This window comes from Streptomyces sp. NPDC085932 (assembly GCF_044540525.1).
Lineage (GTDB): Bacteria > Actinomycetota > Actinomycetes > Streptomycetales > Streptomycetaceae > Streptomyces > Streptomyces levis.
The window spans coordinates 1913425-1939080 of sequence record NZ_JBITSJ010000001.1 but is presented as its reverse complement, the minus strand read 5'-3'; the positions used below and the strand labels follow the sequence as shown (position 1 = coordinate 1939080).

The window sequence follows — 25656 nt, the reverse complement described above, 5'->3', positions numbered from 1 at the left end:
CGCACGGTGCGCCCGAGGACCATGGGAGCGGAAGCCATGGGGGCGGAAGCCATGGGGGCAGAGGCCGTGGGGTCAGAAGCGGCGCGGGCAGGGCGGCTCGTAGGCGAGGCGGGGGAAGTAGCGGGCCCATTGGGCGCGGCTGATGCTGCCGTGGACGCGGTCGCACGCGTCGGTGAGCGCCCGGCCGATGTCGGTGTACCAGATCTGAACGCTGTGGTGGGCGGTCACGGTGAGGAACGTGCCGTCCGCCTTGAGGTAGCGCACCTCCTTGACCGTCCCGCGGGGGTTGGTGAGGTGGGCCAGGGGGACGGGGCGCGCGCGGTCGGTCATGTCCCAGGCCTCCACCACGCCGTCGATGCCCACGGTCACCGCGGTGCGGCCGTGGGAGGCGAAGGCCACGCCGGTGACGATGTCGGTGTGTCTGGCCAGCCGGCCCAGCCCGGAGTGCCGGGGAAGATCGCTGATGTCCCACAGCCTCGCCGTGTGGTCGTCGCTTCCGCTCAGCAGCGTACGGCCGTCCGGACTGTAGGCGAGGGCGTCGACGAAGTGCTCGTGCCCGGTCAGCGTCGCGATGAGGGAAGCGTGGCGTGGGTCGGTCACGTCCCAGATGCGGACGTCGTGGTCGTTGGAGCCCGAGGCCAGGGTCTTTCCGTCGGGGCCGAAGACCACCGGTTTGACGTCGTCGTCGTGCCCGGTGAGCTCGTCGAGCATGCGGGGGCGGGCCGGGTCGCTGATGTCCCAGAGGCGGATGGTGTCGTCGTAGCTGCCGGTGGCGGCCACGCGGCCGTCGGGGCGCACGGCCACGGAGTAGACGTAGCCGGTGTGTTCCGTGGGCCGCTTCGACAGCGCCCTGGGACGAAGCGGATCGGTCACGTCCCACAGCCGGAGCGTGCCCTTGCTGTCGACACCGATCAGAGTGTCGCCGTCCCGGGTGAACTGGATCGGGCCCAGGCCGACTCCGTCGGTGGTACCGAGTCGGCGGGGCTGTCGTGGATCCCTCATGTCCCACAGGACGATCCGCGCGCCGTCGGCCATGGCCAGCACGCGGCCGTCGGCGGGAACGGCCGGGGTGTGCCCGGCCGGTGTGTGCTGGGCCGGTGCGCGCCCGCTTCGTCCGGGGCCGGCCGTTCTGGGCCCGATCGACGCGACGGACAGGGTGTTGAGCAGGGCGTCCCGCGTACGGTCCTGGCGGGTCTGCCGGTATGCGCCCAGCGCGACCTGGACGGCCAGTGACGGATGGTGCGGGCTGAGGCGCACGGCCTCATCGGCGGCCCGGAGGGCCACGGCCTCGTTGCGCTGCCGGGTGAGGGTGTCCTGTGCCCGTACGGCGAAACCGGCGGCGGCCACGGCACACACGAGCAGGACGGCCAAGGCTCCGGCCAGCCGGCGCAGACGGCGCAGGCGGCGACGGTCGCGCTCCTGCGCCTGCCGTGCCGCTGCCTCGGAGGCATCGAGGAAGGCACGTTCCCGGGCGGTCAGCCCCTCTGGGGGGAGGTCCTTCGCGGCGGCGAGGCGTACCCCGCGATACAGGGTGTCGGGATCGCGGTTCAGGGACTCCCAGACAGTGGCGGCCTCGGTGAGGGCCCGGTGCCGGCGTTCCCGGCCGCGGTCCTCCTCCAGCCAGGCGCCGAGCCGGGGCCAGCAGCGGATCAGCGCCTCGTGGGTGATCTCCACATGGCCGGCGTCGGCGGTCAGCAGCCTGGCCCGGGTCGCCTGTTCGAGGACGAACGCGGTGTCCGGGCCGCTGTCGAGTTCCTGACGTGGCACCCGGCGTTTGGTGTCCTCGGTACCCTCGCCGAGCGCCACGAGCCGGAGGAACAGCCGCCGCGCGGCCCTCCGGCGGCTGTCGTCCAGGGCGTCGTGGAACTCCTCGGCGGTCTGGCTGAGCGCGCCCTCGATGCCGCCCGCCGCACGGTAGCCGGCCAGCGTGAGGGCGTTGCCCCGCCGGCGCCTCCAGGTCTCCAGCAGAGCGTGCGACAGCAGGGGCAGGGCGCCCGGCCGGCCGTGGGCGTCGGCGGTGAGGGTCGTCAGCAGGGCGCTTTCGACGGTGAGCCGGGAGCGGGCGGCGGGCTGGACGATCGCCGCTCTCAGTTCCTCTGCGGTCATCGGGCCGACAGGACGGTGGGCATGGGGCAGGGCGTCGACGAGGCCGGGCAGCCGGGTGCAGTGCGTGTAGAAGTCGGACCGCACGGCGATGGCGACCCGTGTACGGCTGCCGGGGCCCTGGGCCGCGTGCACGAGCGCGGTGACGAACCGCTCCCGCTCCCGTACGTCACGGCAGAGGGTGAACACCTCTTCGAACTGGTCCACGACGACGAGCAGTTCGTCCGCCGCCGGGCCCTCCTGCTGCTGCCCGGCGAGGATCTGCCGCACCATGCGGTGGAAGGTGCGCGGCTCGGCCGTGAGGCCGGCGTGCACCGGGCCGGGAGCGGTGCCGGCCCGGGCCGCCAGCCGTACGGCGCATTCCTCCAGGGGATTCGGGCCGGGCGTGAAGACCAGCGAGGGAACGTCGGGAAAGGCGGGGAGCACGCCTGCGCGCAGCACCGATGACTTACCGGATCCCGAGGCCCCGAACAACACGAGAAGCCGTTTTTCCTTCAGGTGTTCGACGAGTGCGGCGGTGAGTTTCTCGCGGCCGAAGAAATACGCGGCATCGGCCTCCCGGAACGCGGCCAGACCGGCATAGGGCGGCTTGGCGGCGCTCGTTCGCCGGTTCTCCGCGCCGGTCCCGGTCGAAGCGTCCGTGCCGGTGCAGGCGTCAGCCGTCCGTTGCCAGATCAGCTTCCATTCCCGCTCGTCACCGCCGCAGGCGCGGACGTACGCCAGGGTGACGGCCAGGCTGGGCAGTTGACGTCCGGCCGCGGCCGAGGACAGCGTCGCGATCCCGTAGTGCGTACGCCGTGCGAGATCCCGGTAGGTGGGGCGGCCGGCCTGTTCCCGCAGTTTCCGTAAACCTGCCGCGAATTCGAACAGCGGACCGGCGTCCGGATCCAGAGGGCTTTCTCCCCGTGGCAATGCGACCACCCTTCCCCCGGGTCACACGGATTGTTCGGCATCCGTTTGTTCAGCGTCGGCCGGCCGGTCCTGAACAACAGATTAGCGGCTACAAACGGTGCATCAGGTCCCGCTCCGAGGACCGGACGACGAACGGAAATGAGGAATCCCATGAAGACTCGTGTACGGATGGTCCTGCCCGCGCTCCTGGTCTCTGCCGCGGCTGTGCTCGGCGTGGGCGTGACGGTGCCCGCCGTCGCCGCTCCCCAGACCGCGCCCTCCCTCCGGCCGCTCGCCGACGGCCAGGACGTCTACCGCGGCTGGTACTTCACCAAGGAGACGTGCCGCGACGCCGGCGACGCCGGCATCGCGCGCGGGCACTGGGACAACTACAGCTGCGCCCCGGGGAAGGGCGGTTTCCTGCACCACCTGTGGACCAACCGCTGATCCTCCGGCCGCCCGTGCCCGTTCGGCAGGTCCTGGCGACCTGCCGAACGGGCCGGACCACCGGAGTCCGTAGCCGGCCGCCCGGCGGGGGGGACAGCACACCCGCAGGTGGAGCTCCCGCGTGCCTCCCGTCCGGCGTACGCCCTCGCGGACACCGCGGCCACCCCGCACCCCGCCCCTCCCTTCCCCCTTGTCCGCACATCCAGCAAGGAGCGTTCATGCTCGACAGCACACCGGACGGCCTCCCGCCCGCGCCGCGCGGATCGGCAGAGGCACGGGCCCCCGTGCGCCCGGTCCACCTGAGCCGGGCCGGATTCCTCCGGGCGGCCGCGACGGCGGCCCTGGGCAGTCCCCTGCTGCGTGCCCCGGCCCACGCGGCGGCCGGGTCCCTGCGGGTCTCCAAGGTCGCCGACCTGACCGGTCCCGGACTCACCACCGGGTTCCGCATGGCGGCCACCGACCTGGGCGTGCCGGTACGAACACCCGACGGCCGGCTGCTGTTCGTCTTCGGCGACACGTTCGAGGAGGCCAGGGTCGGCGGCGGCTGGTGGCGCTCGCCCGTGGCGCTGTACGGGCGTTTCGAGGGGTCCGGCCGACCGGTCGTCTGGACCGGCGCGGTGGGCGGACGGCACGCCCGGCAGCTGTGGCCGTACGACCACGACAACTCCGAGTACTCCACCGTGCTGCCGTCCGACGTGATCACCCTCGGCGGCAGCATGTACCTGCACGCCATGGTGAACAAAGGGCTCGGCAACGTGGTGCGCACGGAGATCTGGCGGTCGGACGACTCGGGCGCGACCTGGGTCCCGACCGGCGCCGTGTTCGCCCCGGACCTGCACGGCGGCATGTTCCAGCTGCTCACCTGGGCCCTCGGCGACGACGGGCACGTCTACGTCCTGTCCACCGGGTTCCAGCGGAACAAGCCCGTCATCCTGCACCGGGTCCGCCCCGGCAGGCTGACCGAGCCCGGCGCCTACGAGCCGTGGGGACGGGGCCCCGACGGCCGCTGGGCCTGGGGCAATCCGCCCGCGCCCGTCCTGGACGGCGCCTTCGGCGAGTTGTGCCTGCGGCCGCTCGACGGGCGGTGGGTGCTGACCTGGTTCAACCAGGGCGACTACCGCATCGAGGGCCTCGTCGCCGATCACCCCGCGGCCGACCTGCGCACCGCCCACCGCCGCACGCTGCTGCGGGGCACGTCCTGGGGCAACGAGGACGACACGCACGTGGCCCAGTTGTACGGCGGCTACGTCATCCCCGGGTCGACGCTCGACGACCTGCACCTGTCGGTCAGCCAATGGAACACCGCGGCGGGCTGGCCCTACCGCGTCATGCAGTTCCGCGTCCGCGGACTAGCCGCCTGACCTGCCACGAGCCCCTCACCCGACCTGACGACTCGCTCGTCGGAAGCACTCCCCCCACGGAAGGAACACCACCACCATGTCCACGTCCACGTCCACGTTCCGCTTCGCCCCCCACGCCTCCCGGCGTGCCGCGGCGCGGTCCGCCGCCCTGCGCGGGCTGCTGCCGGTGCTCGCCCTGACCTGCCTCGCCGCGGGCGGTGCCGCCGTGCCCGACCGCGCCGCGGCGGCAGCACCCGCGCACGCCGGCGCCACCGGCCTGCGGGCTGCCGCCTCCTTCCCCACCTGGGGCACACGCTGGGCCGTCCACGCCACGCCCGACATCGGCTCGCCCTCCGTGGGCATGATCAACCGGTCCTCCCCCGGCCAGGACCGCATCACGGCCGACTACCAGGTCGACACCGGGCGCCGGGTCTGCGAAGGCAGCGCCTGCTCCACCTTCATGGCCCACATCACCAAGCCCGTCACCGGCTTCCTCACCGTCGTCGCGGTGGACATCCCCGAAGACCGGCTGCCGGGCGTCCCGGTGCGGGCGGGGCAGCCCGACCCCCAGCCCGGCTCACGCCGGCAGACCCTGCAACGCGCCGCGGTCTGGCTCACGGCCAACGGCGGACGCCCGGTGCCCTACGCCCAGGACAAGTACTGGCGCGACGGCTACCGGCAGGACTGCTCCGGCTACGCCTCCATGGCGCTGGGCCTGCCCACGCCGGGCACCAACACCCAGGGGCTGGCCGGCCGCGGGCACACCCGCCCCATCGCCATGAACGAGCTCCAGCCCGGCGACCTGGTCATCGACGCCATCGGCACCAGCAACACCCGGCACGTCGTCGTCTTCGAGAAGTGGAACGACGCCGCCCACCGGTCCTACACGGCGTACGAGCAGCGCAGTGTGCACGGCACCAGCCACCGCTCGGTGACATACGGGCTGGCGGCGGGCAGCGAGTACAAGGCCTACCGCCCGCTGCAGTACGGGAACTGACACCTCCGGCCGGCAATCGGGCCTGTGCCCCGCGCTCGCGCGGGGCACAGGCCCGGCAGCATGCCGGTGACGCGGCGCGTCTCGGGCCCGCCGGCGCGGAGCCGCCCGACCGACGGAAGCGCTCAGGGCGTGACGGGTCCCACCGTGGACACGACGCGGCACCCCACCGACGACACGGATCTCCTCGCGAGGAGGGAGCGCAACCTCGCGGAGCACGCGTGCCGGGCGACGCCCGGACGAGAGCGTCCGTCGGATCCTCGGAGCCGATACCGGCCGGTTCCGACCGTCCGGGGCCGGGACCCGTGTATTGCCCCGGGGCAGTGATACGTATAACGTCGAAGTTCCCGTGAGGACCCGAAGGGAGGGATGTGTCGTGACGACCGTCGCCGTGCCCCTCCGCGTGTCCGCTCCTCGGGCGGTGCGCCGCCTGCCCGTCTTCGGTGACCACTGCTACCGCTGCGACTTCTACGGCTAGCCACCGGCCGCGGTGTCCCCGGCTGTGCGCCTGTGCTGTGCCCCGTCTGGCCTGACCGGCTCCGCCGCGCCGCCGCCCCGCCGCCCTCGCGCGCTCAGCCGCGCAGCACGTCACCCGGCGCGCCCGGACGCACACCTCCCCGGGCCGCGCGTCACGACCTTCAGGAGTGGACATGCACTCGCCTTCCCCCGCATCCGCACGCGCTCTTCCGTCCCTCGGCCACGACGGCACCGATTGGGCCCTGCGGTACATGCCGCTGCTCACCTCCACCGTCCGGCGTCACGCGGCCGCCCTGGCCGGCAAGCGCATCGCGATGTGCCTGCACATCGAGCCCAAGACCGCCGCCCTGGTCGCCCTGCTCACCGAGGCGGGGGCCGAGGTGACGCTCACCGGGTCGCCCGGCACCACCCAGGACGACACCGCCGACGCGCTGCGCGCCGCGGGCGTCACGGTCCACGGCCGCCGCCGCGACGGCCTCGACGACCATCACCGCAACATCCAGCGGGTCCTCGCCTGCGACCCGCACCTGCTGCTGGACAACGGCGGCGACCTCACCGTCGCCGCAGCCGCGACCGCGAGTGGGGGCGGGGACGGTGGCCGTGGTGGGCTGCCGCAGCTGATCGGCGGCACCGAGGAGACCACGACCGGCGGGCTGCGGATCCGCGCCCTCGGCACACCGCCGCCGTTCCCCGTGGTCGTCATCAACGACAGCAGGCTCAAACTGCTCGTCGAGAACGAGTACGGCGTGGGCCAGAGCATCGTCCAGGGGTTCATGAACGCCACCAACCTGATGCTGCCGGGCGTGCGGGCGACGGTGGTCGGGGCCGGGCCGTGCGGCATCGGTGTCGCCGACACCCTGGCCCGGCTCGGCGCCCGGGTCGGCGTGGCGGAACCGGACCCGTACCGCGCCCTGGAGGCGGTCATGCGCGGTCACGAAGTCGGTGAGCTCGCCGGCCTCCTGCCCCGCACACAGCTGCTCTTCCTGGCCACCGGTCGTCCCGGAGTCATCGGTGGCCAGGAGCTCGACGCCCTCGCGGACGGCGCGGTCGTCGCAGGCGTGGGCCACATGCCGTGGGAGATCGACGAGGAGGCGCTCGCCGCGCGCAGCGTCGCGGTGACCCGCTTCGGCTCGGTGCAGGACGAACGCGCCGTGCACCGGCTGCGCGACGGCCGGGAGATCACCGTCCTGGCCGGGAGCCGGATGATCAACCTGACCGCGGCCAAGGGCAATCCCATCCAGGCGATGGACCTCGGGCTCACCCTCCAGGCCCGCAGCCTGGCCGCCGTCGCCACGCTCCCGCTCGAAGCCGGGGCGCAGCCGCTACCGGCGGAGGTCGACCGGGAGATCGCCTCGGACTTCCTCGCCCACCTCACCGCCTGAACCGGTTCTGTCCTCCGCCACTCTCCCCTCTCGTCTCTCACCTCTCATCTCTCAGCTCTCGAAGAGGAAGCAGCTCATGGCCTCACCCACCGCCATCGGCAGCGGCCGTCGCGCCGAGGACCTGCGTCTCGGCTTCATCGGCCACGGCCGGCACGCGCGCGCCAATCTGTACCCCGCACTGGAGCTCGCGGGGGCCCGTCTGACCAGCATCGCGACCCGCCACGAGGACGCCGCCCGGGCAGCGGCCGCCCTGCACGGCGCCCGGCACGGTCATGGCGACCACCGGCGGATGCTCGCCCAGGACGCACTGGACGCGGTGTTCGTCAGCGTCGCCCCCGAGGACCAGGCCACCGTCACCGAGCACTGCCTCAGGGCCGGAGCGCATGTCTTCGTGGAGAAGCCCCTCGGTCTGGACGAGACCGACGCCCGCCGGGTCGCCGCGACCGCGGCGGCGTGCGGCCGGCACGTCATGGTCGGCTTCATGAAGCGGCACGCCCCGCTCTACCGGCGGCTGGCCGAACTGATCGCCGATGAGCGGCAGTTCGGGCGGGCGGTGTCGTTCCACGGGTTCTTCGCCTTCGCACCCTGGACGGACACCCTGCGCGACGACACATATCTGAAGTTCGGCGCGATCCACATCCTGGATCTCATCCGGGGGCTGTTCGGCGAGGTCGCCGAGGTCACGGGATTCCGCAACTCCCGTGACGCCGACATCAGCATGGCGCTCACCCTGCGCTGCGCGAGCGGCGTGGTCGGCAACCTGACGCTCGCGGGCGTACCCGCGTGGAGCCGCGAGCAGGAGGAGCTCACCGTCACCGGCACGCGGGGCTTCGTGCGCGCGGACAATCTCACCACCCTGGTGCACCGGCAGGTCCCCGGCGCCACCGGCGGGCCGGAGCCGGCCGAGGCCTGGCAGGGGCTCACCGAGCAGACCGTCCTGACCCACTCGGTCAACTCCCCCGCCTCCGGGGGCAGTCAGGACCTGTACCTGCGCGGTTTCGCCGGCGAGGTGAGCCACTTCCTGGACACCGTCCGGCGGGGCACCACGCCCGTCACCTCCGCACGGGACAACGTCGCCACCATGGCGCTGTGCGACGCGGTTGTGGACCTGCCCCACATCTGAGCCGCGGGGACGAAGGGGGCCGGATCAGGCGCACCGGCGGCCTGATCCGGTCCCTTGTCACGCGTCAGGCGCTCTTGGGGTCGCGCCCGACCTCATAGAGCAGCGCACGCTGGACTCGTCGGCAAGGTCGTGGACCGCTTGGACGTGCTCCGCATCGGCGAGGACACCAATGGTCCTCGTCTCCGACGACAACGGCCCGCACCAGGAAGGCGGTGTCAACCCAACACCTTCGACGCGAACGGCCCTCTGAGCGGCATCAAGCGCAACCTGATTCCGCTGACCGACCTGCTGCCCACCTTCGCCCAGTCGGGCGGCACGCCCACCCCCGGGACATCGACGGCATGTCCGTAATACCCCTGTTCACCGGCCCGAACGTGCAGCGGCACGACCACCTGTACTGGATGCGCAACGACCCGTACATCAGCAGCCTTTACTGTCCCTGAAGCGTCCCGGGTTCGCGGCGCGCGGAGGTCCTTCGCGGTGCGGGCCACCCTCGCCAACTCCTCGCCGTCCGCCTGGACCGAGGCGGGTGTCACGCTCACCGCGCCGTCGGGCTGGCAGTACCGCGCGACCACCGCCACGACGCAGGCCCAGCTCCCCGCCGGCGCCTCGGGACCGCAGCAACGGCAACCTGAGGCGCCGGGGCCGGGTCAGGTGGCGCGGACGGATCGTTTGTCGGCCGAGGGTTCGCAGCGGCCGGGGGCGGCGGGGGCTGCGCCACTCTCCCGCGTCGGCTTCAGGAAGAGCGCAAGGAGCATGCCGAGGGCGAGGGTGGGCGCGATCCAGAGGTAGCCGGTGGCCGTGGCGTGGGCGAACGCGTCCAGGGCGGTGTGGCGCAGGGTGCCGGGCAGCTCCCCGATGGTGTCGGGGCGTGTGGCGTCGAAGCCACCGGCGGTCGGCAGGGCGTGGGTGCGGTCGGCGAAGCCGGTGTTGAGGAGGGTGCCGAAGACCGCGACCCCGAAGGCCGCGCCGATGGAGCGGGCGAAGGTGACGACGGCACTGGCGGCGCCGAGGTCCGTCGCGGGCACACTGTTCTGCACGGTGGTGAGCACGACCATGGGCACCATGCCGATGCCGATGCCGGTGATCAGGAAGTAGACGCTCAGGACGAGCGTGTGGGTGGCCGCTCCGATGGTGCTCAGCAGGAGCAGCCCGGCGAGGTTCGCGGTCAGGCCCGCCAGGAGGATCGCCCGCAGCCGGCCGGCGTGTGCGGCCCGGCGTCCGGCCAGGGACTGGCTGACGACGAGTCCGGCGACGAGCGGCAGCATGTGGATGCCCGAGAGGGTGGCCGAGACGCCGTGGACGATCTGGAGGTAGGTCGGCAGGTAGACCAGCACCGCGAACATCGCGGCGTTGGCGAAGAACCCGATGAGGGAGGAGAAGACCACGGTCCGGGAGGTGAACATGGCGGGTGGCAGGACCGGGGCGGCGGCGCGGCGTTCGACCGGCACCAGCAGCACGGCCAGGGCGACGGTGCCGGCGATCAGACCGACGACGGCGGGTGAGCCCCAGCCCCAGCGCTCGCCGAACGACGTGACGAGGACCAGGCCGGTGGCGATCGCGGCGAGCACGGTGGCGCCGAAGTAGTCGACCCGGGCCCGGGTGCCCGGGGCGGCGGCGGGCAGCGCCCGGGCGGCGATGGCCAGGGCCACGATGCCGACCGGCAGGTTGACCAGGAAGGCCCACCGCCAGGACAGCTGGTCGGTGAAGACACCGCCCAGCAGGGGGCCGACGATGCTGGCGACGCCGTAGACGGAGCCGAACATGCCCTGATAGCGGCCGCGTTCGCTCGGGCCGACGATGTCGCCCACGAGAGCGAAGGTCAGCACGATCATGCCTCCTCCGCCCGCGCCCTGCAGGGCGCGGGCGCCGATCAGTTCGGAGAGGTTCCGCGCCAGGCCACAGGCCACGGAGGCGATCAGGAAGACCGAGGCCGAGGCCAGGTACAGCCGCTTGCGGCCGAACATGTCGCCGAGTTTGCCCCACATCGGGGTGACCGCTGTCGAGGCGAGCAGGTAGGCGGCGCTGACCCACGCGATGTCGTCGAAGCCGTTCAGGTCCTCGGCCATGCGGGGCAGCGCGGTCGAGACGATCGTCTGGTCCAGGGCGGCGAGGAGGACGGCCAGGACCAGCGCGCTCATCGCTGCGGCGACACCACCACCCGCCTCGGGTGCAGGGGATTTGTCTGCCTTCGACATGGGGGACCCTCCCTAGGAGCTCATACTAATGCCATTAACCATAATATCTGTCACGTCACTGTAGCACTTACGCGGTTTCCTGCTCCTGTCGGCGGCCGAGTCGCTGCGATAGCGCAGCTTGCGTCGATCCGTCATTGAGTTGCAGTCGAGTGGCGCCAAGCCCGCACTCCCGACACTCTCGCTCTGCCCTCCGCCGCCCCCTTCGGCGTGCCTTCCTTCCTGCTGACAGGCCCGTCGCGAGGACAGCCACGGAACGCGAAAGCACCCGCAAGCAACGCAAGCCGTTTGCGTACGAACTCCCGCCTCTACCGCGGCCGTTGACAAAGCAGTGGTGCGCTAGAAATCTGTTGGCGAGGTTTCTGCAAAAAATCGACTGATCAGCTGAATTTGCGTACAAGCCCTGCGCGATACGCAACGGACATCGGCTCCCCCTGCACCTCTCCGGGCCTGTCGCGCTCCGCATCCCACGGAACTGAGGACCTCATGAGATGGAGACCCCTCGGCCGCCGGTCGGTGACCGGTGCCGTCACGGCCGCGCTCGTGGCCGCCGGGCTGGTACCGCTGGCCCTCTCCTCGTCCGCGCATGCCGCCGTCCCCGACGACACCGGACGGGCGGCGGCAGCCGACGCCAACCTCGCACTGGGCCGTCCGGCCACAGCGGGCGGCTCGAACGGCCCGTACACCGCCGTGAACGTCACCGACGGCGTCCAGGCGTCCTACTGGGAGGGGCCGGCCGGCTCGTTCCCGCAGTGGGTCCAGGTCGACCTCGGAGCGACCCGCACGGTCGACCGGGTGGTGCTCAAGCTGCCCGCCGCCTGGGAGAGCCGCAAGCAGACGCTGTCGTTGCAGGGCAGCACCGACGGGACCGGCTTCCGCACGCTGTCGGCCTCCGCGGACCGGACGTTCGACCCCGCCCGCGCCAACACCGTCCCGCTCGACCTCGCCTCCCCCGCCGAGACGCGCTACGTCCGCGTCCACATCACCGGGAACACCGGCTGGAACGCCGCCCAGCTCTCCGAGCTGGAGGTGCACGGCGACGACGGCGGGACCACCCCTCCGCCCGCGGGCACCAACCTCGCCCGCAACAAGCCGGTCGAAGCCACCTCGTCCGTGCACCAGTTCGTCGCCGCGAACGCCACCGACGACTCCACCTCCACCTACTGGGAGGCGGCCGGTCACCCCGCCGACCTCACCGTGAAGCTCGGATCCGACGCCGACCTCGAAGCGGTGGTGGTGAAACTCAACCCGGACCAGGTCTGGGGGCCACGGACCCAGAGCATCCAGGTGCTGGGCCGTGCGCACTCCGCGAGCGGCTTCACCTCGTTGAAGGACCGCACGGACTACGCCTTCAGCCCGTCCCGCGACAGCAACTCGGTGACCATTCCGGTCACCGGCCGCGCGTCCGACGTACGGCTGCGCTTCTTCTCCAACACCGGTGCCCCCGGCGGCCAGGTGGCCGAGTTCCAGGTGGTGGGGACCGCCGCGCCCGCACCGGACCTCACCGTCACCGGCCTGGACTGGACACCCACCGCCCCGTCCGAGCGGGACGCGGTGACCGTGAACGCCACCGTCCGCAACACCGGCACGGCCCGCTCGGCCGCCACCACCGTCGAGGCCAGCCTGGAGGGCGCGGTCGCCGGCAGCGGGAACGTCCCCGCGCTCGACCCGGGCGCGTCCACCACCGTGGCCGTCGCCGCCGGCACCCGTCCGGCCGGTGACTACTCCGTCTCAGCCGCGGTCGACCCGCGCGGCACGGTCGCCGAACTCGACGACAGCAACAACAGCCGCACCGCGGCGACCCGGCTGATCGTCGGCCGTGCCCCGGGTCCCGACCTCGACGTCAGGGGCATCACCACCAACCCGGCCAACCCGGCCGCCGGTTCACCCGTCTCCTTCACCGTGGCCGTGCACAACCGCGGCACCACAGCGGCGGCCGCCGGCTCCGTCACCAGGCTGCAGGCCGGCTCCACCACCCTCAACGGCACCACCCCTCAGGTGGCGGCCGGAGCCACCGTCAACGTGGCGATCGACGGAACGTGGCGGGCGACCAGCGGCGGGGTCACACTCGCCGCGACCGCCGACGCCACCGGAGTCGTCGACGAGACCAACGAGAACAACAACGTGCTCACCAAGTCCCTGGTGGTCGGACGGGGTGCCGCCGTCCCCTACACCGAGCTGGAGGCCGAGGACGGCCGCTACGAGGGCACGCTCCTGACCGCCGACGCCAAACGGACCTTCGGGCACACCAACTTCGCCACCGAGTCGTCGGGCCGCAAGTCCGTCCGGCTCGACGGGCCCGGGGAGTTCGTCGAGGTCACCTCGACCGCGCCGTCCAACTCCATCGTGGTGCGCAACTCGGTCCCGGACGCGGCGCGCGGCGGCGGCGCGGACGCCACCATCAGCCTGTACGCCGACGGCACCTTCGTACGGAAGCTCACGCTGTCGTCGAAGCACAGCTGGCTGTACGGGACCACCGACGACCCGGAGGGCCTCACCAACTCCCCCGGCGGCGACGCCCGGCGGCTCTTCGACGAGTCGCACGCCCTGCTGACGCAGACCTACCCGGCCGGCACCAGGTTCCGTCTGCAGCGGGACGCCGGTGACACCGCCGCGTTCCACGTCATCGACCTGGTGGACCTGGAGCAGGTCGCACCGCCGGCCGACAAGCCGGCCGCCTGCACCTCGATCACCGAGTACGGGGCCGTCCCGAACGACGGACTCGACGACACCGACGCCCTGCAGCGGGCGGTCACCGCCGACCAGAACGGCCAGATCTCCTGTGTGTGGATCCCCGCCGGGCAGTGGCGCCAGGAACAGAAGATCCTCACCGACGACCCGCTGAACCGCGGCCAGTTCAATCAGGTCGGCATCCGGGACGTGACCATCCGGGGTGCGGGCATGTGGCACTCCCAGCTCTACACGCTCACCCCGCCGCACCAGGCCGGTGGCATCAACCACCCGCACGAGGGCAACTTCGGCTTCGACATCGACCACAACACGCAGATCTCCGACATCGCCATCTTCGGCTCGGGCACCATCCGCGGCGGCGACGGCAACGCCGAGGGCGGCGTGGGGCTGAACGGCCGCTTCGGCAAGGGCACGAAGATCACCAACGTGTGGATCGAGCACGCCAACGTCGGCGTATGGGCCGGCCGTGACTACTCCAACATCCCCGAACTGTGGGGTCCCGGCGACGGGCTGGAGTTCTCCGGCGTGCGGATCCGCAACACCTACGCCGACGGCATCAACTTCGCCAACGGCACCCGCAACTCCACCGTGTACAACTCCTCGTTCCGCAACACCGGAGACGATGCGCTCGCCGTCTGGTCGAGCAAGTACGTCAAGGACACGTCGGTGGACATCGGCCACGACAACCACTTCCGCAACAACACGATCCAACTGCCGTGGCGGGCCAACGGCGTGGCGGTGTACGGCGGTTACGGCAACACGATCGAGAACAACGTCATCGCCGACACGATGAACTACCCCGGCATCATGCTCGCCACCGACCACGACCCCCTGCCGTTCTCCGGGCAGACCCTCATCGCCGGCAACGCCCTGCACCGCACCGGTGGCGCGTTCTGGAACGAGGCCCAGGAGTTCGGCGCCATCACCCTCTTCGCGCAGGGGCAGGACATCCCGGGGGTGACCATCCGTGACACCGAGATCCTCGACTCGACGTACGACGGCATCCAGTTCAAGACGGGGGGCGGCGCGATGCCGGGCGTGAAGATCACCGATGTCCGGATCGACGGGTCCAACAACGGCTCCGGGATCCTCGCGATGAGCGGGGCCCGGGGCAGCGCCACCCTGACGAACGTGACCATCACCGACTCGGCCGAAGGGAGCGTACTGATCGAGCCGGGCTCACAGTTCACCATCACCGGCACACCCAACGGGGCGTCCGCGGCCCGCACACGCCGCTGAGCCACACACCTCCGGCCCCCCGCGCAGGGGGCCGGAGGCCTGTCCTGGTCCGGTCTTCCCGGTCCTGCCCGTCCCACGGGGACCGCGGCCGCTCACGACGCGGCCGCTGACGTGGGTCGTCGGCTAGCCGCGGCGCCGGGCCTCCTGGCGTTCCCGGCCCTCGTCGCGGGCCTGCTGGAAGGCATCGGCGATCGTCTCCGCCGCACCGGACAGCGCTCCCTTGGTCTTGCCCCGGGCGCCGGACTCGGTGACCTTCCCGGCGAGTTCCGTGAGCCCGGCCGGCTTGCGCGGTCCGGCCTCCAGGTCGAGACGGTTGCAGGCCTCGGCAAAGCGCAGGTAGGTGTCCACGCTGGCCACCACGATCCGTATGTCGATCTTGAGGATCTCGATACCGACGAGGGAGACCCGCACGAACGCGTCGATCACCAGCCCACGGTCGAGAATGAGCTCCAGAACGTCGTAGAGGCCGCTGGAACCGCCCCCGCCTCCCTGTTGTGTCGCGACGGTCATCGCGTTCACCCCTCGTCCTACCCGTCGTCTCTCCGCATGGCCTGTCGGCGCTGCCCCGCCGGGAGGCAGGCTTGGCATGCGGATGACCCGGATGCGCTGTATCAAACGCACGTACGACGTCTGGGGCTCGTCCCAGCGCATCCAGACAGATGTCAGGACCGCTCGCGGGGGCCCGTGGCTAGGCTCGGTCCCGACCCCGGCCCGGGACTGCCCTGCGGGCCCGGTGAAGGACAGCTGTGGCAGATGTGCCGGGGTGCGACGGGTGTGACACGAGGTGGCCGTCGAGGGGCGGCCTGCCGACGTGCGCCACCGTGACGCTGTTCGCGACCATGAACAGGGGGAACACACGCATGCGCACACGAACCGCTGCCGGGGCCGTGACGGCCGCCGCGTTCGCCACGGTGCTGGCGGCCGCACCGGGCGCGTCCGCGGAACCCAATCCGCCAGGGTGCCCGAAGGGGTACTTCTGCGCCTACAGCGGAGAGAACCAGACCGGTCAGCTCGTGGTGAAGACCGCGGGCAACTGGACCGGGAACGTCGCTTTCCGCTCCGCGTTCAACAACGGGGTGCCCTACCCGGGCGCCGATCACGTCGACATGACGTACGCCGTCGAGGGAGGAACGGAGACCGTCTGTCTCCACTACAACCCCGGCCCCGGCGCCTACAAGGGCAACGCCGCTCCTGGAACCCGCGTCGTCAAAGTGGTGTGGCGCGGGGAGTGCTGACAACGAAGGGACGGACATCACCATGACTGCAACGCGACGCGGCGCCCTGGGCGCCGGAGTCGTCGCGGTGGCCCTGACGGGGGTCCTCGCCACCGCGCCGACAGCCGCCGCCGAGGCGAACCCGCCCGGCTGCCCCAAGGGCTACTTCTGCGCCTACAGCGGCCCCAACCAGACCGGAACCCTGCTGCTCAGGGTGGCGGGCAACTGGTCGGGGAACCTCGGTGTCGGCTCCATCTTCAACAACGGGGTGGTCTACCCGGGGGCCGATCACGTCGATGTGACGTCGTACCTGGGCGGGCAGCCGTCGACGGACTGCTTCCACTACAACCCCGGCCCGGGCAGGTACAAGGCCAACGCCGAGCCCGGCCTCACCATCACCCGTGTCGTCTGGCGGGGTGAGTGCTGAGCGGCTGAGACGCCGCACGTCCGCGGGCCGGCGTGACCGGCACACCGGCCCGCACCGAGGGAACGCCCGCGGTTAGAGTGCCCTCATGAACCGGCGGTCCCCGACGCTCGAGGACGTCGCGCGCGAGGCGGGGGTGTCCCGCGCCACCGTGTCGCGGGTCGTGAACGGCGTGCGCAACGTCGATCCCGGCATCCAGGAGCTGGTCCGCAGCGCGATCGAACGGACCGGCTACACGCCGAACCGCGCGGCACGGGCGCTGGTCACCCGGCATCCCACCGGGAGCGTGGCCCTCGTCATCTCCGGCGCGGGCGACGCCTTCGCCGGCCGGGTGTTCGCCGACCCGTTCTTCGGGCGCGTCGTCAACGGCGTCGTGGGGTACCTCCGGGCACGCGCCATGCAGCCGGTGCTGCTGTTCGCCGAGTCGCCGGTGGCCAGGGAGCAGGTGGTCGACTACCTGCGGCAGGGCAGCGCGGACGGCGCCCTGGTGGTCTCCGTCCAGCCGGACGACCCGCTGCCGGACCTGCTCCTGGCCGCCCGGGTGCCGACGGTGCTGTTCGCGCGTCCCGCCCGCGACACACCGGTCAGTTGTGTCGATCTCGACCATTACGCGGGAGGACGGCTCGCCGGGGAGCATCTGCTGGCCCGCGGCTGCGGACGGATGGCGACGATCTGCACGTCGCCGGAGGTCAGGGCCGGCCGGGCACGCCTCGCCGGATTCCGCGACGCCCTGGCCCGGGCGGGCCACGACGGCGTGCCCGCGGCCGAGGGGTCCTTCAGCCTGGACAGCGGGGCGACGGCGATGGCCGCGCTGTTGCGGGACCACCCCGAGGTGGACGGCGTGTTCGCGGCCAACGACCTGATGGCTCAGGGGGCGTGCCACGTACTGCGGGAGGCGGGGCGGCGCATACCGGAGGACGTCGCCGTCGTCGGGTTCGACGATTCCAGCGTCGCCGTGACCTGCCGGCCGCCGCTGACCACCGTGCGCCAGCCCGTGGAGGACATGGCGGCGGCCATGGCCGGGATGCTCGAGGAACAGGTCCGGGGCGTCCGCACCGCACCTCGCACCCTGGTCTTCGCACCGCAGCTGGTCGTACGCGAGTCCGCCTGACCGCCGCGCCCGCCCGTCCGCTCCGTCGCACGAACGAGGCACGGGCCCGGCGGCACCCCTGCCACACGGGTGCCGTCGGGCCCTCGGGTCTCCGGCCGGGTCAGGGCAGCCGGTGGTCGGCGTTCAGTACCGCTCCGCGCTCGGGGTGGTTCTGGTCGTAGCCGCGGGTGTCGCACTGGAGGCCGCCGACGATGCAGTGGTCGACCAGCGCCTTCAGGGTCCGCTCCTCCCAGGCGTTGAAAAAGTCGTAGTGGAAGGAGTACCCGCGGCCGCTGGCCAGGCGGACCTGACTCATGTCGCCGTTCACCGGGAAGGCCATCTTGAACTCGATCATCGGCAGGGCGACCGGGTGGGAGGCCGGGCACATGTTGTCGTTCGTGCCGGGTTTCACGACCGGGTAGGCCATGTGGCTCTTGTGGTCGGGGGTGTCGAGGTACTTGCCGTCCCAGCAACTGGGCGCCTGGAAGCGGATGTTGAGCTGCACGTCGGGACGGCTCGGGCAGGTGGCGGGGAAGTCGACGTTGAAGAAGCTGTCCCCGCACTCCCAGCCCTCGACGAAGCCCTTGTGGGCGCGGAACTGCTGGGCGCTCTGCAGGGGGTCACCGACGACGTACCGCAGCCCTCGGGGGAACGGCCGCACGCTGGTGTAGTCGGTGATGCCCGACTTGTAGTAGATGACCTGCGGGCCCACGGGGAGGATCTTCTTGTCCCCGTTGTACAGCGAGGGCATCCAGTACGCGGAGGCGTCGGCCGGTGCGTTGCAGGTGGTGTTCCCGCCGTAGAGGCTCGCCGTGGTGCTGCCGGCGTTCGTCGTGGTGTTGCCCATGAAGGTGTGGTCGTGGGACTTGCCGGGCTGTCCCGGGTAGATGATCGGGTCGTCCGGCGCGGTGTGCGTGACGGAGCAGTTGGCCTGGAACTCCTTGTGGTAGCGCGGCGGCGGGGTCGCGGTGGACGGGGTCACGCCGGTGACCTGGGGCACGGCCGGTATGTAACCGTCGCCGTCGGGGTCGTCGGCGGATGCCCGGGTCGACACCGCCGTCGTGTGCCCGCTGTGCCCGCTGTGCCCGGCGGCCGAGGCGGCCGGGGCCGCGGCGGGACCGGCCGCCGTGGCGACGGTGCCGACGCCGAGGACGCTTGCGAGCAGTGCGGTGCCGAGCAGCAGTGCGGGGAGTTTCGAGCGTGGTCTCATGGGGCCTCCTTGCCCGCTGAGGTGCCGGTGTGGTGACAGCCGCGACGGTGCGAAGGGCGACGCCGGGCGCCCTTCGCCGTCGTCAGCCGTAGATGCCGAACTCGTGCAGCGAGTAGCCCCAGCCGGTGCCACGCGCCGTCAGGTGCAGTCGTACGTGCCGGGCGGTGGCCGCCACGTCGATGGTGTCGATGTCGCCGTTGCCGGTGGTCGTGGAGTGGACCGTGCGCCAGGCGGTGCCGTTGTCGGAGATCTGGACCTCGTAGGACTTGGCGTAGGCGGGGTCCCAGACGAGCTGGAGCTTGCGGACGGGTGTGGCGGAGCCGAGGTCGACCTGGATCCACTGCGGGTCGCTCCAGTCGCTGGCCCAGCGCGTGTCGGCCCGGCCGTCCGTCGCCTTGGCGGGCTCGCACGGGCAGTCGCCGTAGGAGGACTGGAAGGAGGAGGCGGTGGTGGGCTTGTTCAGCGCCACGTTCGTGCCCGTGACGGGCGGGGCGACGACCTTGACCGACTTCGTCTCGATGCCGGCGTTGCCGCGGCCGTCCTCGGCTTGGAGGTACACCTTCCACACGCCGAGCTTCTCGGGGGCCCGCACGGCGAAGGTGCCGTTGCCGGTGGACCGCCAGGAGGCCTCGACGAGGCGCTTGTCACCGTTGGCGTAGTTGCCGCTGAGGAAGATCTTGTGAGTGATCGGGTCGCCGTCGGGGTCGCGCACGTCCGCGCGGACGGTGAACTCGCCGCCGGCCGGAGCGGACGAGGCCGGGCTGACGGCCATGGCGGAGACGACGGGCGGGGTGTTGTCGTTGCCGGCCGTTCCGGTGTAGGCCCGTTTCACGGCGTAGTAGGAGAGCCGCTTGAGCCCGTCGGGCAGGAGGTTGAACCAGATGCCGCCGAAGTCGTGCTCGGTGCCGTAGTGGAAGAGCGTGGCGCCGAGGGCGACGCCCCGGTGTCCGGTGACGCAGTCCCAGGCCTTGGTGTAGCCCTCTGCCTTCTGCACGTCGGTCGGCTCGTCGGGGACGCCGTTGGCGTCGTCGGGCACCTCCCACTCCCCCGCCGGTCCGCCTTCGGTGATGAGGTACGGCTTGGTGTAGCCGCCTTGTTCCCAGTCCTCCCGGACACCGCAGATGTCGCCGTAGGAGTTCATCGAGTACAGGTCGAGGTCGGGCGCGTTGCGCTGGTAGTACGGCCAGGCACCCGTCCAGGCGTCGGTGGAGGTGACGGGGTGGTCGGGGTCGATGCTGTGGATCTTCTTCGCGACGTCGTTGACGAAGCCGGTGTAGGCGTTGCGCTGTGCCTCCAGCTCCGCTCCGCTGTAGCAGTTCTGCAGGCCGAGGACCGACTCGTTGCCGACGTTCCACATGAGCGTCGCGGGGTGGTTCCTGTACGCCTCGACCCACTGGGTGAACTCGGTGAGCATCGTGTTCTTGTAGGCGGTGTCGGTGACGTAGTTCACGCAGCCGCCGGAGCCGGGGCCGCCGCCGGGCTGCAGCCAGAAGCCGTTGACGACCTTGAGGCCGTTCGCGGCGGCGCTGTCCAGCAGCGGCTTGGTGCCCCCGTCGGTGCCCCATGTCCGGATGGTGTTGACGCCCATGGACTTCACGTCGGGCAGGTACTTCGGGGCGTCGGCGATGGCGGGGCCCCAGGTCAGGCCTTTGACGGTGTACGGCTGCCCGCCGACGGTCAGCTGCCAGTTCCCCTGGGAGCCGGTGACCTCGACCGCTCCCGTGGCGGGCGGCGTGCCGTCCGTGGAGCCGTACACCTGGAATTCCCAGAGGGAGTAGCCGTAGCCGCCGGAGCGTTCGGTGCCCAGCATGCGGACGTAGCGGCCGGAGCCGGTGACGGCGAGCTCGTCCGTGCCGCCGTCGCCGCCGGTCACGGCCTTCAGCGTCCGCCAGTCCGTGCCGTCGTCGGACGCCTGGATCCGGTAGCTCCTGCCGTACGCGCCCTCCCAGGTCAGTACGACACGGCTGAGGTCGGACCGCTGCCCGAGGTCGACCTGGAACCACTGGGGGTCGCTCCACTGGCTGGCCCAGCGGGTGCCGGTGAGGTTGCCGTCGACGGCCGCCGACGGGGCGTATCCGTCGCCTTCCTGGGAGGAGGCGGTGGCGGGTCTGCCCTGGGAGAGCAGGGTCTCCGCGGCCTGGGCGGGCGGGGCGGCGAGGGCGAGCGACGACGCCACGAGCGCGCCGAGCGCGAGCAGGGGGACGGCGCGCCGGACGGCTGGTCCGTGGTACGGGGGTGAGGGGGACACGTCTGCTCCTGGCGAGGTGGGGAGAGCCAACGGGTCGGCGCTGCGGCAGCACCGGTGAGGGCCCCTCCGGGCCGGGGCGCGGGGATGTCATCCGGCCCGGAGGGGACGCGTGGCCGGCGGGCGGCCCGATCAGGGGTGGGACGTCAGGGGAACGACACGACGGTGGACGGGACGGTCGAGGTGCCGGCCGGGACCGTGGAGGCGCCGGTGTCGTTGATGACGTGGTTGTAGTGGCCCATGCCGCCGAGGGAGACCACCAGGAGGCTGTGGAACTTCACGCCCGCTTTGACGGGGGTCTTGAAGCCGTGGTCCTGGCGGATGTTCGGGTCGACGTTGTAGTTGCAGTAGCTGCCCAGGCCCCATGCCTCGTGGGTGTCGACCGAGTCGTCGACCCGGTAGGCGGCGTACCCCTTCGTGGTGCCGTTCTGGATGGCGGCCTGGTTCGGCGCGTCGTACGCCTTCTCGTTCTGGTAGAAGATCGTCCGGCCGCGTTCGCCGTACCACTCGACGTCGTACTTGTTGAAGTGCTCGACGAACAGGCCGGTCGCCAGCACGTCGTCACCGTTGACGCGGACGCCGTAGTCGGCCCGGTTGGTCTCCCAGCCGACACCCTCGCCGTGGTCGGCCCGCCACACCCAGGTGTGGTCGATGATGGTGTCGTGGCTGTTGACCACCATGCTCGTGGTCGCCTTGCCCGCGCCGGCGCCGCCGATGCGGATGTACACGTCCTGCACGGTGGTGGGGTTGGCCGCGTGGTCGGTGGACGCGCCCTGCGGGCCGACCTCCAGCAGGGTCGGGGAGTTGACCGGTCCGGCGTCGATGAGGAAGCCGGCGAGCCGCACTCCGTCGACGTCGGCGACCTTCATGGCGGTCACGCCGTTGTCCGGGATGATCGTGGCGAGGCCGAGGCCCAGCACGATGGTGTTCGCCCGCTCGACGGTGATGGTCCGGTCGACGTGGTAGACGCCCGGGGTGAACAGCAGATGCAGGCCCTGGGCGAGCGCGGCGTTGATGGTGGCCGCCGTGGCGCCGGGCTTGACGACGTAGAACCTGCTCAGCGGGATCGACTCGCCCTGCGGGGTGCCGCTCGCCCAGGTCGTGCCGCGCGCGTCGGTCCGCTTGGCGGGCGCGAAGACCTTGTACTCGCCGCCGTCCAGGTAGAGGAAGGGCTTCTCGCGGGAGATCGGTGTCGTGCCGAGCGTGGTGTAGCGGGGCTCGGGGAAGCTGGTGGCGGGCGCACCCTCCACGCCGGAGAAGACCTGGTTCCAGACGCTGTTGGACCAGCCGCCGATGGAGCTGTCGCGGGTGTACCACTGCTGCTGCGAGTAGTTGCCGACCTGGCCGTCGATCCTGCTGTCGGCGATGTAGCCGCCGCTGGCCCAGCCGTAGCCGTTGGGCGCGAGGTTGAGGCCGCCCTTGACGTGCATCCGGCGGAACGAGGCGGCCTGGGAGACGGCCCAGCGGTTGGTGCCGTTGACCGGCTTCACGGCGAGGTTCTCCGCGCCGCGCCAGAAGTTCTGCGTGGCGTTGCCGTTGAACCAGCCCGCGTCGACTGTGATGTCACCGTTGATCGTGGTGTCGTCGGGGCTGAGGCCGAGGCCGGCGATCTGGGTGTAGAAGCCGATCTGCGCGTTGAGGTTGTCGTACGTGCCCGGCTTGAAGAGGAAGGCGTGCCGGCCGGAGCCGAACTGGGCCGACTCCTGCTCCTTGAAGACCTGGTCCAGCTTGGCCTGGATGCCCGGGGTCGAGGGGTCGAAGACGTGCACGTTCGGGCCGAGGTCGCCGCCCGGGGTGACCGGGCCGGGGTCGTCGCCGGTGGTGCCGTACACCTTGAACTCCCAGAGGGAGTAGCCGTAGGGGGTGGCGCGGACGGTGCCGAGCATGCGGACGTAGCGGGCGGTGCCGGAGACGTTCACGGTCTCCGTGCCGCCGGCGCCGGTGGTGGTGGAGTGGGCCGTCGTCCAGTCCGTGCCGTTCGGGGACGTCTCGATGCGGTAGGACTTCGCGTAGGCGGCCTCCCAGCGCAGTTCGACCCGGCTGAGGGAGGCGGGGGCGCCGAGGTCGACGCGGATCCACTGCGGATCGGACGCGGCGCTCGACCAGCGGGTGCCGTCGTCGCCGTCGACCGCTGCCGTGGCCGGGGTGCCGTAGTGCTCCTGGCTGGAGGCGGTGACCGGCTTGCCCTGGGAGAGCAGGACGGGTGCGGCCTGGGCCTGCGTGGCCGGGACGACGGCGAGCAGGGCGGCGGCCAGGGCGGTGACCAGGACGCCGACGAGGCCGCGGCGGCCGGGTCTGTGCGACGGCGGCGAAGCTGGGCGTATGCCGACAGCGGGCATGGGGAGACTCCTCGACACGGGGTGAGTGGGAGAGCGCTCTCCCGACCATGCCCGCCGTGCCTGACACGGTCAAGGTTCCGCGCAGGCTTTTCTTTTGACTTGCATTAAGTGTCGAGTGCGATGTGCGGCGGTGTCCGCCCGAGACGTCCGCCGCGCGGGGTCGCCCCTCCGGCCGACGTGCGGCGAGAGCACCATCGGCACAGCGGGTCGGCGCCGTGGGCGCCTTTCGCTCAGGGCTGTCGGCGGGCCTGTTCCGCGGCCTGGTCGGCGGCCGCCTGTTCCGTCGTGGCGTCAGCCGTGCTCAGGCGCCCGCCGCTGCTCTCCAGGTGGGCGCGGACGAACCACTGGAACAGTTCCAGGCCGCGCAGTTGCTCGATGAGGATGTCCTGCGTGACGGGGTCGGAGGCCTCGGTCGCCGCCATCGCCTCGCGGTGGTCCTCGATGAGCCGCGTGTAGACCACGTCGAGCGCGCCCAGATGCTCGATGGCCTCCGCCCGTCCGATGGAGTAGTCGTCCCAGGTGCGGTCGGCGACCAGTGCACCCGGCGTGCCCTGGGGGACGCCGCCGAGGGTGGAGATCCGTTCGGCCAGGTCGTCGGTCATGGACCGTACCTGCTCGACCTGCGGGTCGAGCATCTCGTGCACCGCGATGAAGTGCGGACCGACGACGTTCCAGTGGATGTGCTTGAGCGTCAGGTGCAGATCGTTCAGCGAATGCAGCCGCCGCTGGAGCAGCTCGATGATCTCGGAACTGTCCTGGGCGGACATGCCCGGGACGGTGTACTGCAGGGAGGGCTCAGAAGCCACGGCCGTACCTTTCTCCTGCCGGCGGAAGACGTCCTTCAGCCCCAGGCAACCATCGCCCCGGCTCGCCTGCCCCTCCAGGACAGCCGTACGGATTCCGCCGGGTCCCGCTGCCGTGAACTCCCCGGGTGGGCCGGCCGGCCGAGCGCCGACGGCGGCCGGTCGAACGCCGGGGAGTTCGGCCGGCCGAGCGCCGGGTGATCCGGTCCAGTGGTTGGCCGGCCGGCGCGGGGCGCGGCGGTGCCTTCACTGCGGGCAGGTGGCCGAGACGACGTAGTCGACGACGTCGTCCGTGCTGCGGCGCCGCCGGTGGGCCGCGCGTTGGCGGTCGGCGCCGTTTCCCTCGGTCCGCAGGCGCCGCCACTGCTCACGTACGAGATCGAGGTCGTCGTGCCGGCGGAGCGCCGGGGCGACGGTACTCAGCAGCCGTTCGACCAGGGAGGTCTGAGGCATCAGGCGTCCGGTGACCGGATCGATGCCCTGGCCCGACAGCCCGTCGCGGGCCGCGCGCCAGCAGGCCGCGCGCAGGATTTCCGGTGACGGGCGCGGAGCCGCCTCTCCGGCACGAACGGCCTCGAGGGCCGTGGCGGTCAGGGCGCGGACGACGGCGCCCAGCACGAGCGTGTCGTCGGGGGTCAGGGCGGCGTCGGCCACACGGACCTCGATGGTGGGCAGGTGGTGCGAGGGCCGTACGTCCCAGTACAGACCGCCCCGGTCGATGAGTCCCTCGGCTTCGAGGAGGGTGTGGACGAGGTCCTCGAAGTGGTCGGGGGATTCGAAGTAAGGGGGTGGTCCGGCCACGGGCCAGCGCCCCCACGTGGTGCTGCGCCAGCTGGCGTACCCGGTGTCCCGGCCCGCCCAGAACGGGGAGTTCGCCGTCAGCACGCTCAACGTCGGCAGCCAGGGCCGCAGATGATTGCTGACGTGGACGGCGTCACGGGGCTGGGGAAGACCCACGTGGACGTGGCAGGCGCACACGATCTGTTCGTCGTCCAGGGCGCGGAAGTGGGACGTGCTCCGTGCGTAGCGGTCCCCGGGTGTCATCGGTACGGGGACGGCCTGGCCGTGCACCGGTGTGCCGGTGGAGGCGATGCGCAGGCCGAGCCGCGTGGCGGCGCGAGCGGCTGCCGTTCTGCTGGTGCGGATCTGGTCGTCGGCCTCCTTGAGGCAGGTGTGCGGGTGGGTGCGCAGTTCGACCTGGTAGCGGGTCAGCTCGGTGCTCACCCGGTCGCCGAGGGCGTCCGCGGCCGCCGCGACCAACTCGGGGCCGTGCGGGCTGGGGACTCGGCCGACCGGGTCGATCACGAGGAGTTCTTCCTCGATCCCGACGGTGAGCGGCTCTGGTACGGGGCCGGGCGCGGAGGGGCGGAGCGGCTCGGGGTCGTCCACCGGAGCCGTCTCGCTGCGATGTTGACTGCTCATAGTGATGACACTGTCTCAGAAAGTGCC

At 71.6% G+C, this 25656-nt stretch carries 17 protein-coding genes; 9 read left to right on the top strand and 8 right to left on the bottom strand.

The features are described 5' to 3' along the window. Positions 1–72: 72 nt before the first annotated feature. Positions 73–3015: a hypothetical protein gene (locus ACIGAQ_RS08290; protein WP_399780163.1), complete on the bottom strand. Its 2943-nt coding sequence runs from the start codon at positions 3013–3015 to the stop codon at positions 73–75. 150 nt (positions 3016–3165) lie between these two features. Between ACIGAQ_RS08290 and ACIGAQ_RS08285 the strand changes: the two genes are divergently transcribed. The 5 genes from ACIGAQ_RS08285 to ACIGAQ_RS08265 all read left to right on the top strand — a co-directional run bounded on the left by ACIGAQ_RS08285 (position 3166) and on the right by ACIGAQ_RS08265 (position 8757). After that, positions 3166–3441, top strand: coding sequence for a hypothetical protein (locus ACIGAQ_RS08285; protein WP_399780161.1), 276 nt, complete (start codon positions 3166–3168; stop codon positions 3439–3441). A 218-nt stretch (positions 3442–3659) separates the two neighbouring features. Next, complete coding sequence (locus tag ACIGAQ_RS08280) at positions 3660–4802, top strand: DUF4185 domain-containing protein (protein ID WP_399780157.1); 1143 nt, start codon at positions 3660–3662, stop codon at positions 4800–4802. A gap of 76 nt (positions 4803–4878) precedes the next feature. Then, positions 4879–5778, top strand: a complete 900-nt coding sequence (locus tag ACIGAQ_RS08275; protein WP_399780154.1) for a hypothetical protein — start codon at positions 4879–4881, stop codon at positions 5776–5778. 647 nt (positions 5779–6425) lie between these two features. Next, entirely contained in the window at positions 6426–7634 is a 1209-nt protein-coding gene (locus ACIGAQ_RS08270; RefSeq protein WP_399780151.1) for an adenosylhomocysteinase, read from the top strand. A gap of 76 nt (positions 7635–7710) precedes the next feature. Next, positions 7711–8757, top strand: a complete 1047-nt coding sequence (locus tag ACIGAQ_RS08265; RefSeq protein WP_399780148.1) for a Gfo/Idh/MocA family protein — start codon at positions 7711–7713, stop codon at positions 8755–8757. A 650-nt stretch (positions 8758–9407) separates the two neighbouring features. On the opposite strand, the gene ACIGAQ_RS08260 is transcribed toward ACIGAQ_RS08265, so the two are convergent. Further along, positions 9408–10955, bottom strand: coding sequence for an MDR family MFS transporter (locus ACIGAQ_RS08260; RefSeq protein WP_399780145.1), 1548 nt, complete (start codon positions 10953–10955; stop codon positions 9408–9410). A 483-nt stretch (positions 10956–11438) separates the two neighbouring features. Between ACIGAQ_RS08260 and ACIGAQ_RS08255 the strand changes: the two genes are divergently transcribed. Then, the gene (locus tag ACIGAQ_RS08255) at positions 11439–14882 is read left to right on the top strand and encodes a CARDB domain-containing protein (protein WP_399780142.1); all 3444 of its coding nucleotides are present in this window, start codon (positions 11439–11441) and stop codon (positions 14880–14882) included. Positions 14883–15005: 123 nt separating this feature from the next. Here ACIGAQ_RS08255 and ACIGAQ_RS08250 read toward each other — a convergent pair whose 3' ends face one another. Then, positions 15006–15392, bottom strand: coding sequence for a gas vesicle structural protein GvpA (locus tag ACIGAQ_RS08250; RefSeq protein WP_362285422.1), 387 nt, complete (start codon positions 15390–15392; stop codon positions 15006–15008). 350 nt (positions 15393–15742) lie between these two features. Here ACIGAQ_RS08250 and ACIGAQ_RS08245 point away from each other — a divergent pair, with 350 nt between their 5' ends. From ACIGAQ_RS08245 to ACIGAQ_RS08235, 3 genes are all read left to right on the top strand, one after another. Continuing rightward, positions 15743–16117 carry a peptidase inhibitor family I36 protein gene (locus tag ACIGAQ_RS08245; protein WP_399780139.1) on the top strand — a complete coding sequence of 125 codons (375 nt, stop codon included), beginning with the start codon at positions 15743–15745 and terminating at the stop codon, positions 16115–16117. Between the two features lie 22 nt (positions 16118–16139). Continuing rightward, positions 16140–16523 (top strand): peptidase inhibitor family I36 protein, encoded by a 384-nt coding sequence (locus ACIGAQ_RS08240; RefSeq protein WP_311685890.1) that lies wholly within the window; start codon positions 16140–16142, stop codon positions 16521–16523. 85 nt (positions 16524–16608) lie between these two features. Further along, the gene (locus ACIGAQ_RS08235; protein ID WP_311685892.1) at positions 16609–17631 is read left to right on the top strand and encodes a LacI family DNA-binding transcriptional regulator; all 1023 of its coding nucleotides are present in this window, start codon (positions 16609–16611) and stop codon (positions 17629–17631) included. A gap of 100 nt (positions 17632–17731) precedes the next feature. On the opposite strand, the gene ACIGAQ_RS08230 is transcribed toward ACIGAQ_RS08235, so the two are convergent. From ACIGAQ_RS08230 to ACIGAQ_RS08210, 5 genes are all read right to left on the bottom strand, one after another. Further along, the gene (locus ACIGAQ_RS08230) at positions 17732–18820 is read right to left on the bottom strand and encodes a DUF1996 domain-containing protein (RefSeq protein ID WP_311685894.1); all 1089 of its coding nucleotides are present in this window, start codon (positions 18818–18820) and stop codon (positions 17732–17734) included. An 82-nt stretch (positions 18821–18902) separates the two neighbouring features. Next, positions 18903–21068, bottom strand: coding sequence for a discoidin domain-containing protein (locus ACIGAQ_RS08225; RefSeq protein ID WP_399780134.1), 2166 nt, complete (start codon positions 21066–21068; stop codon positions 18903–18905). A 143-nt stretch (positions 21069–21211) separates the two neighbouring features. Beyond that, positions 21212–23404 (bottom strand): discoidin domain-containing protein, encoded by a 2193-nt coding sequence (locus ACIGAQ_RS08220; RefSeq protein ID WP_399780131.1) that lies wholly within the window; start codon positions 23402–23404, stop codon positions 21212–21214. A gap of 230 nt (positions 23405–23634) precedes the next feature. Further along, the gene (locus ACIGAQ_RS08215) at positions 23635–24171 is read right to left on the bottom strand and encodes a Dps family protein (protein WP_399780730.1); all 537 of its coding nucleotides are present in this window, start codon (positions 24169–24171) and stop codon (positions 23635–23637) included. 282 nt (positions 24172–24453) lie between these two features. Beyond that, positions 24454–25629 carry a glutamate--cysteine ligase gene (locus ACIGAQ_RS08210; protein WP_399780128.1) on the bottom strand — a complete coding sequence of 392 codons (1176 nt, stop codon included), beginning with the start codon at positions 25627–25629 and terminating at the stop codon, positions 24454–24456. Positions 25630–25656 lie beyond the last annotated feature (27 nt).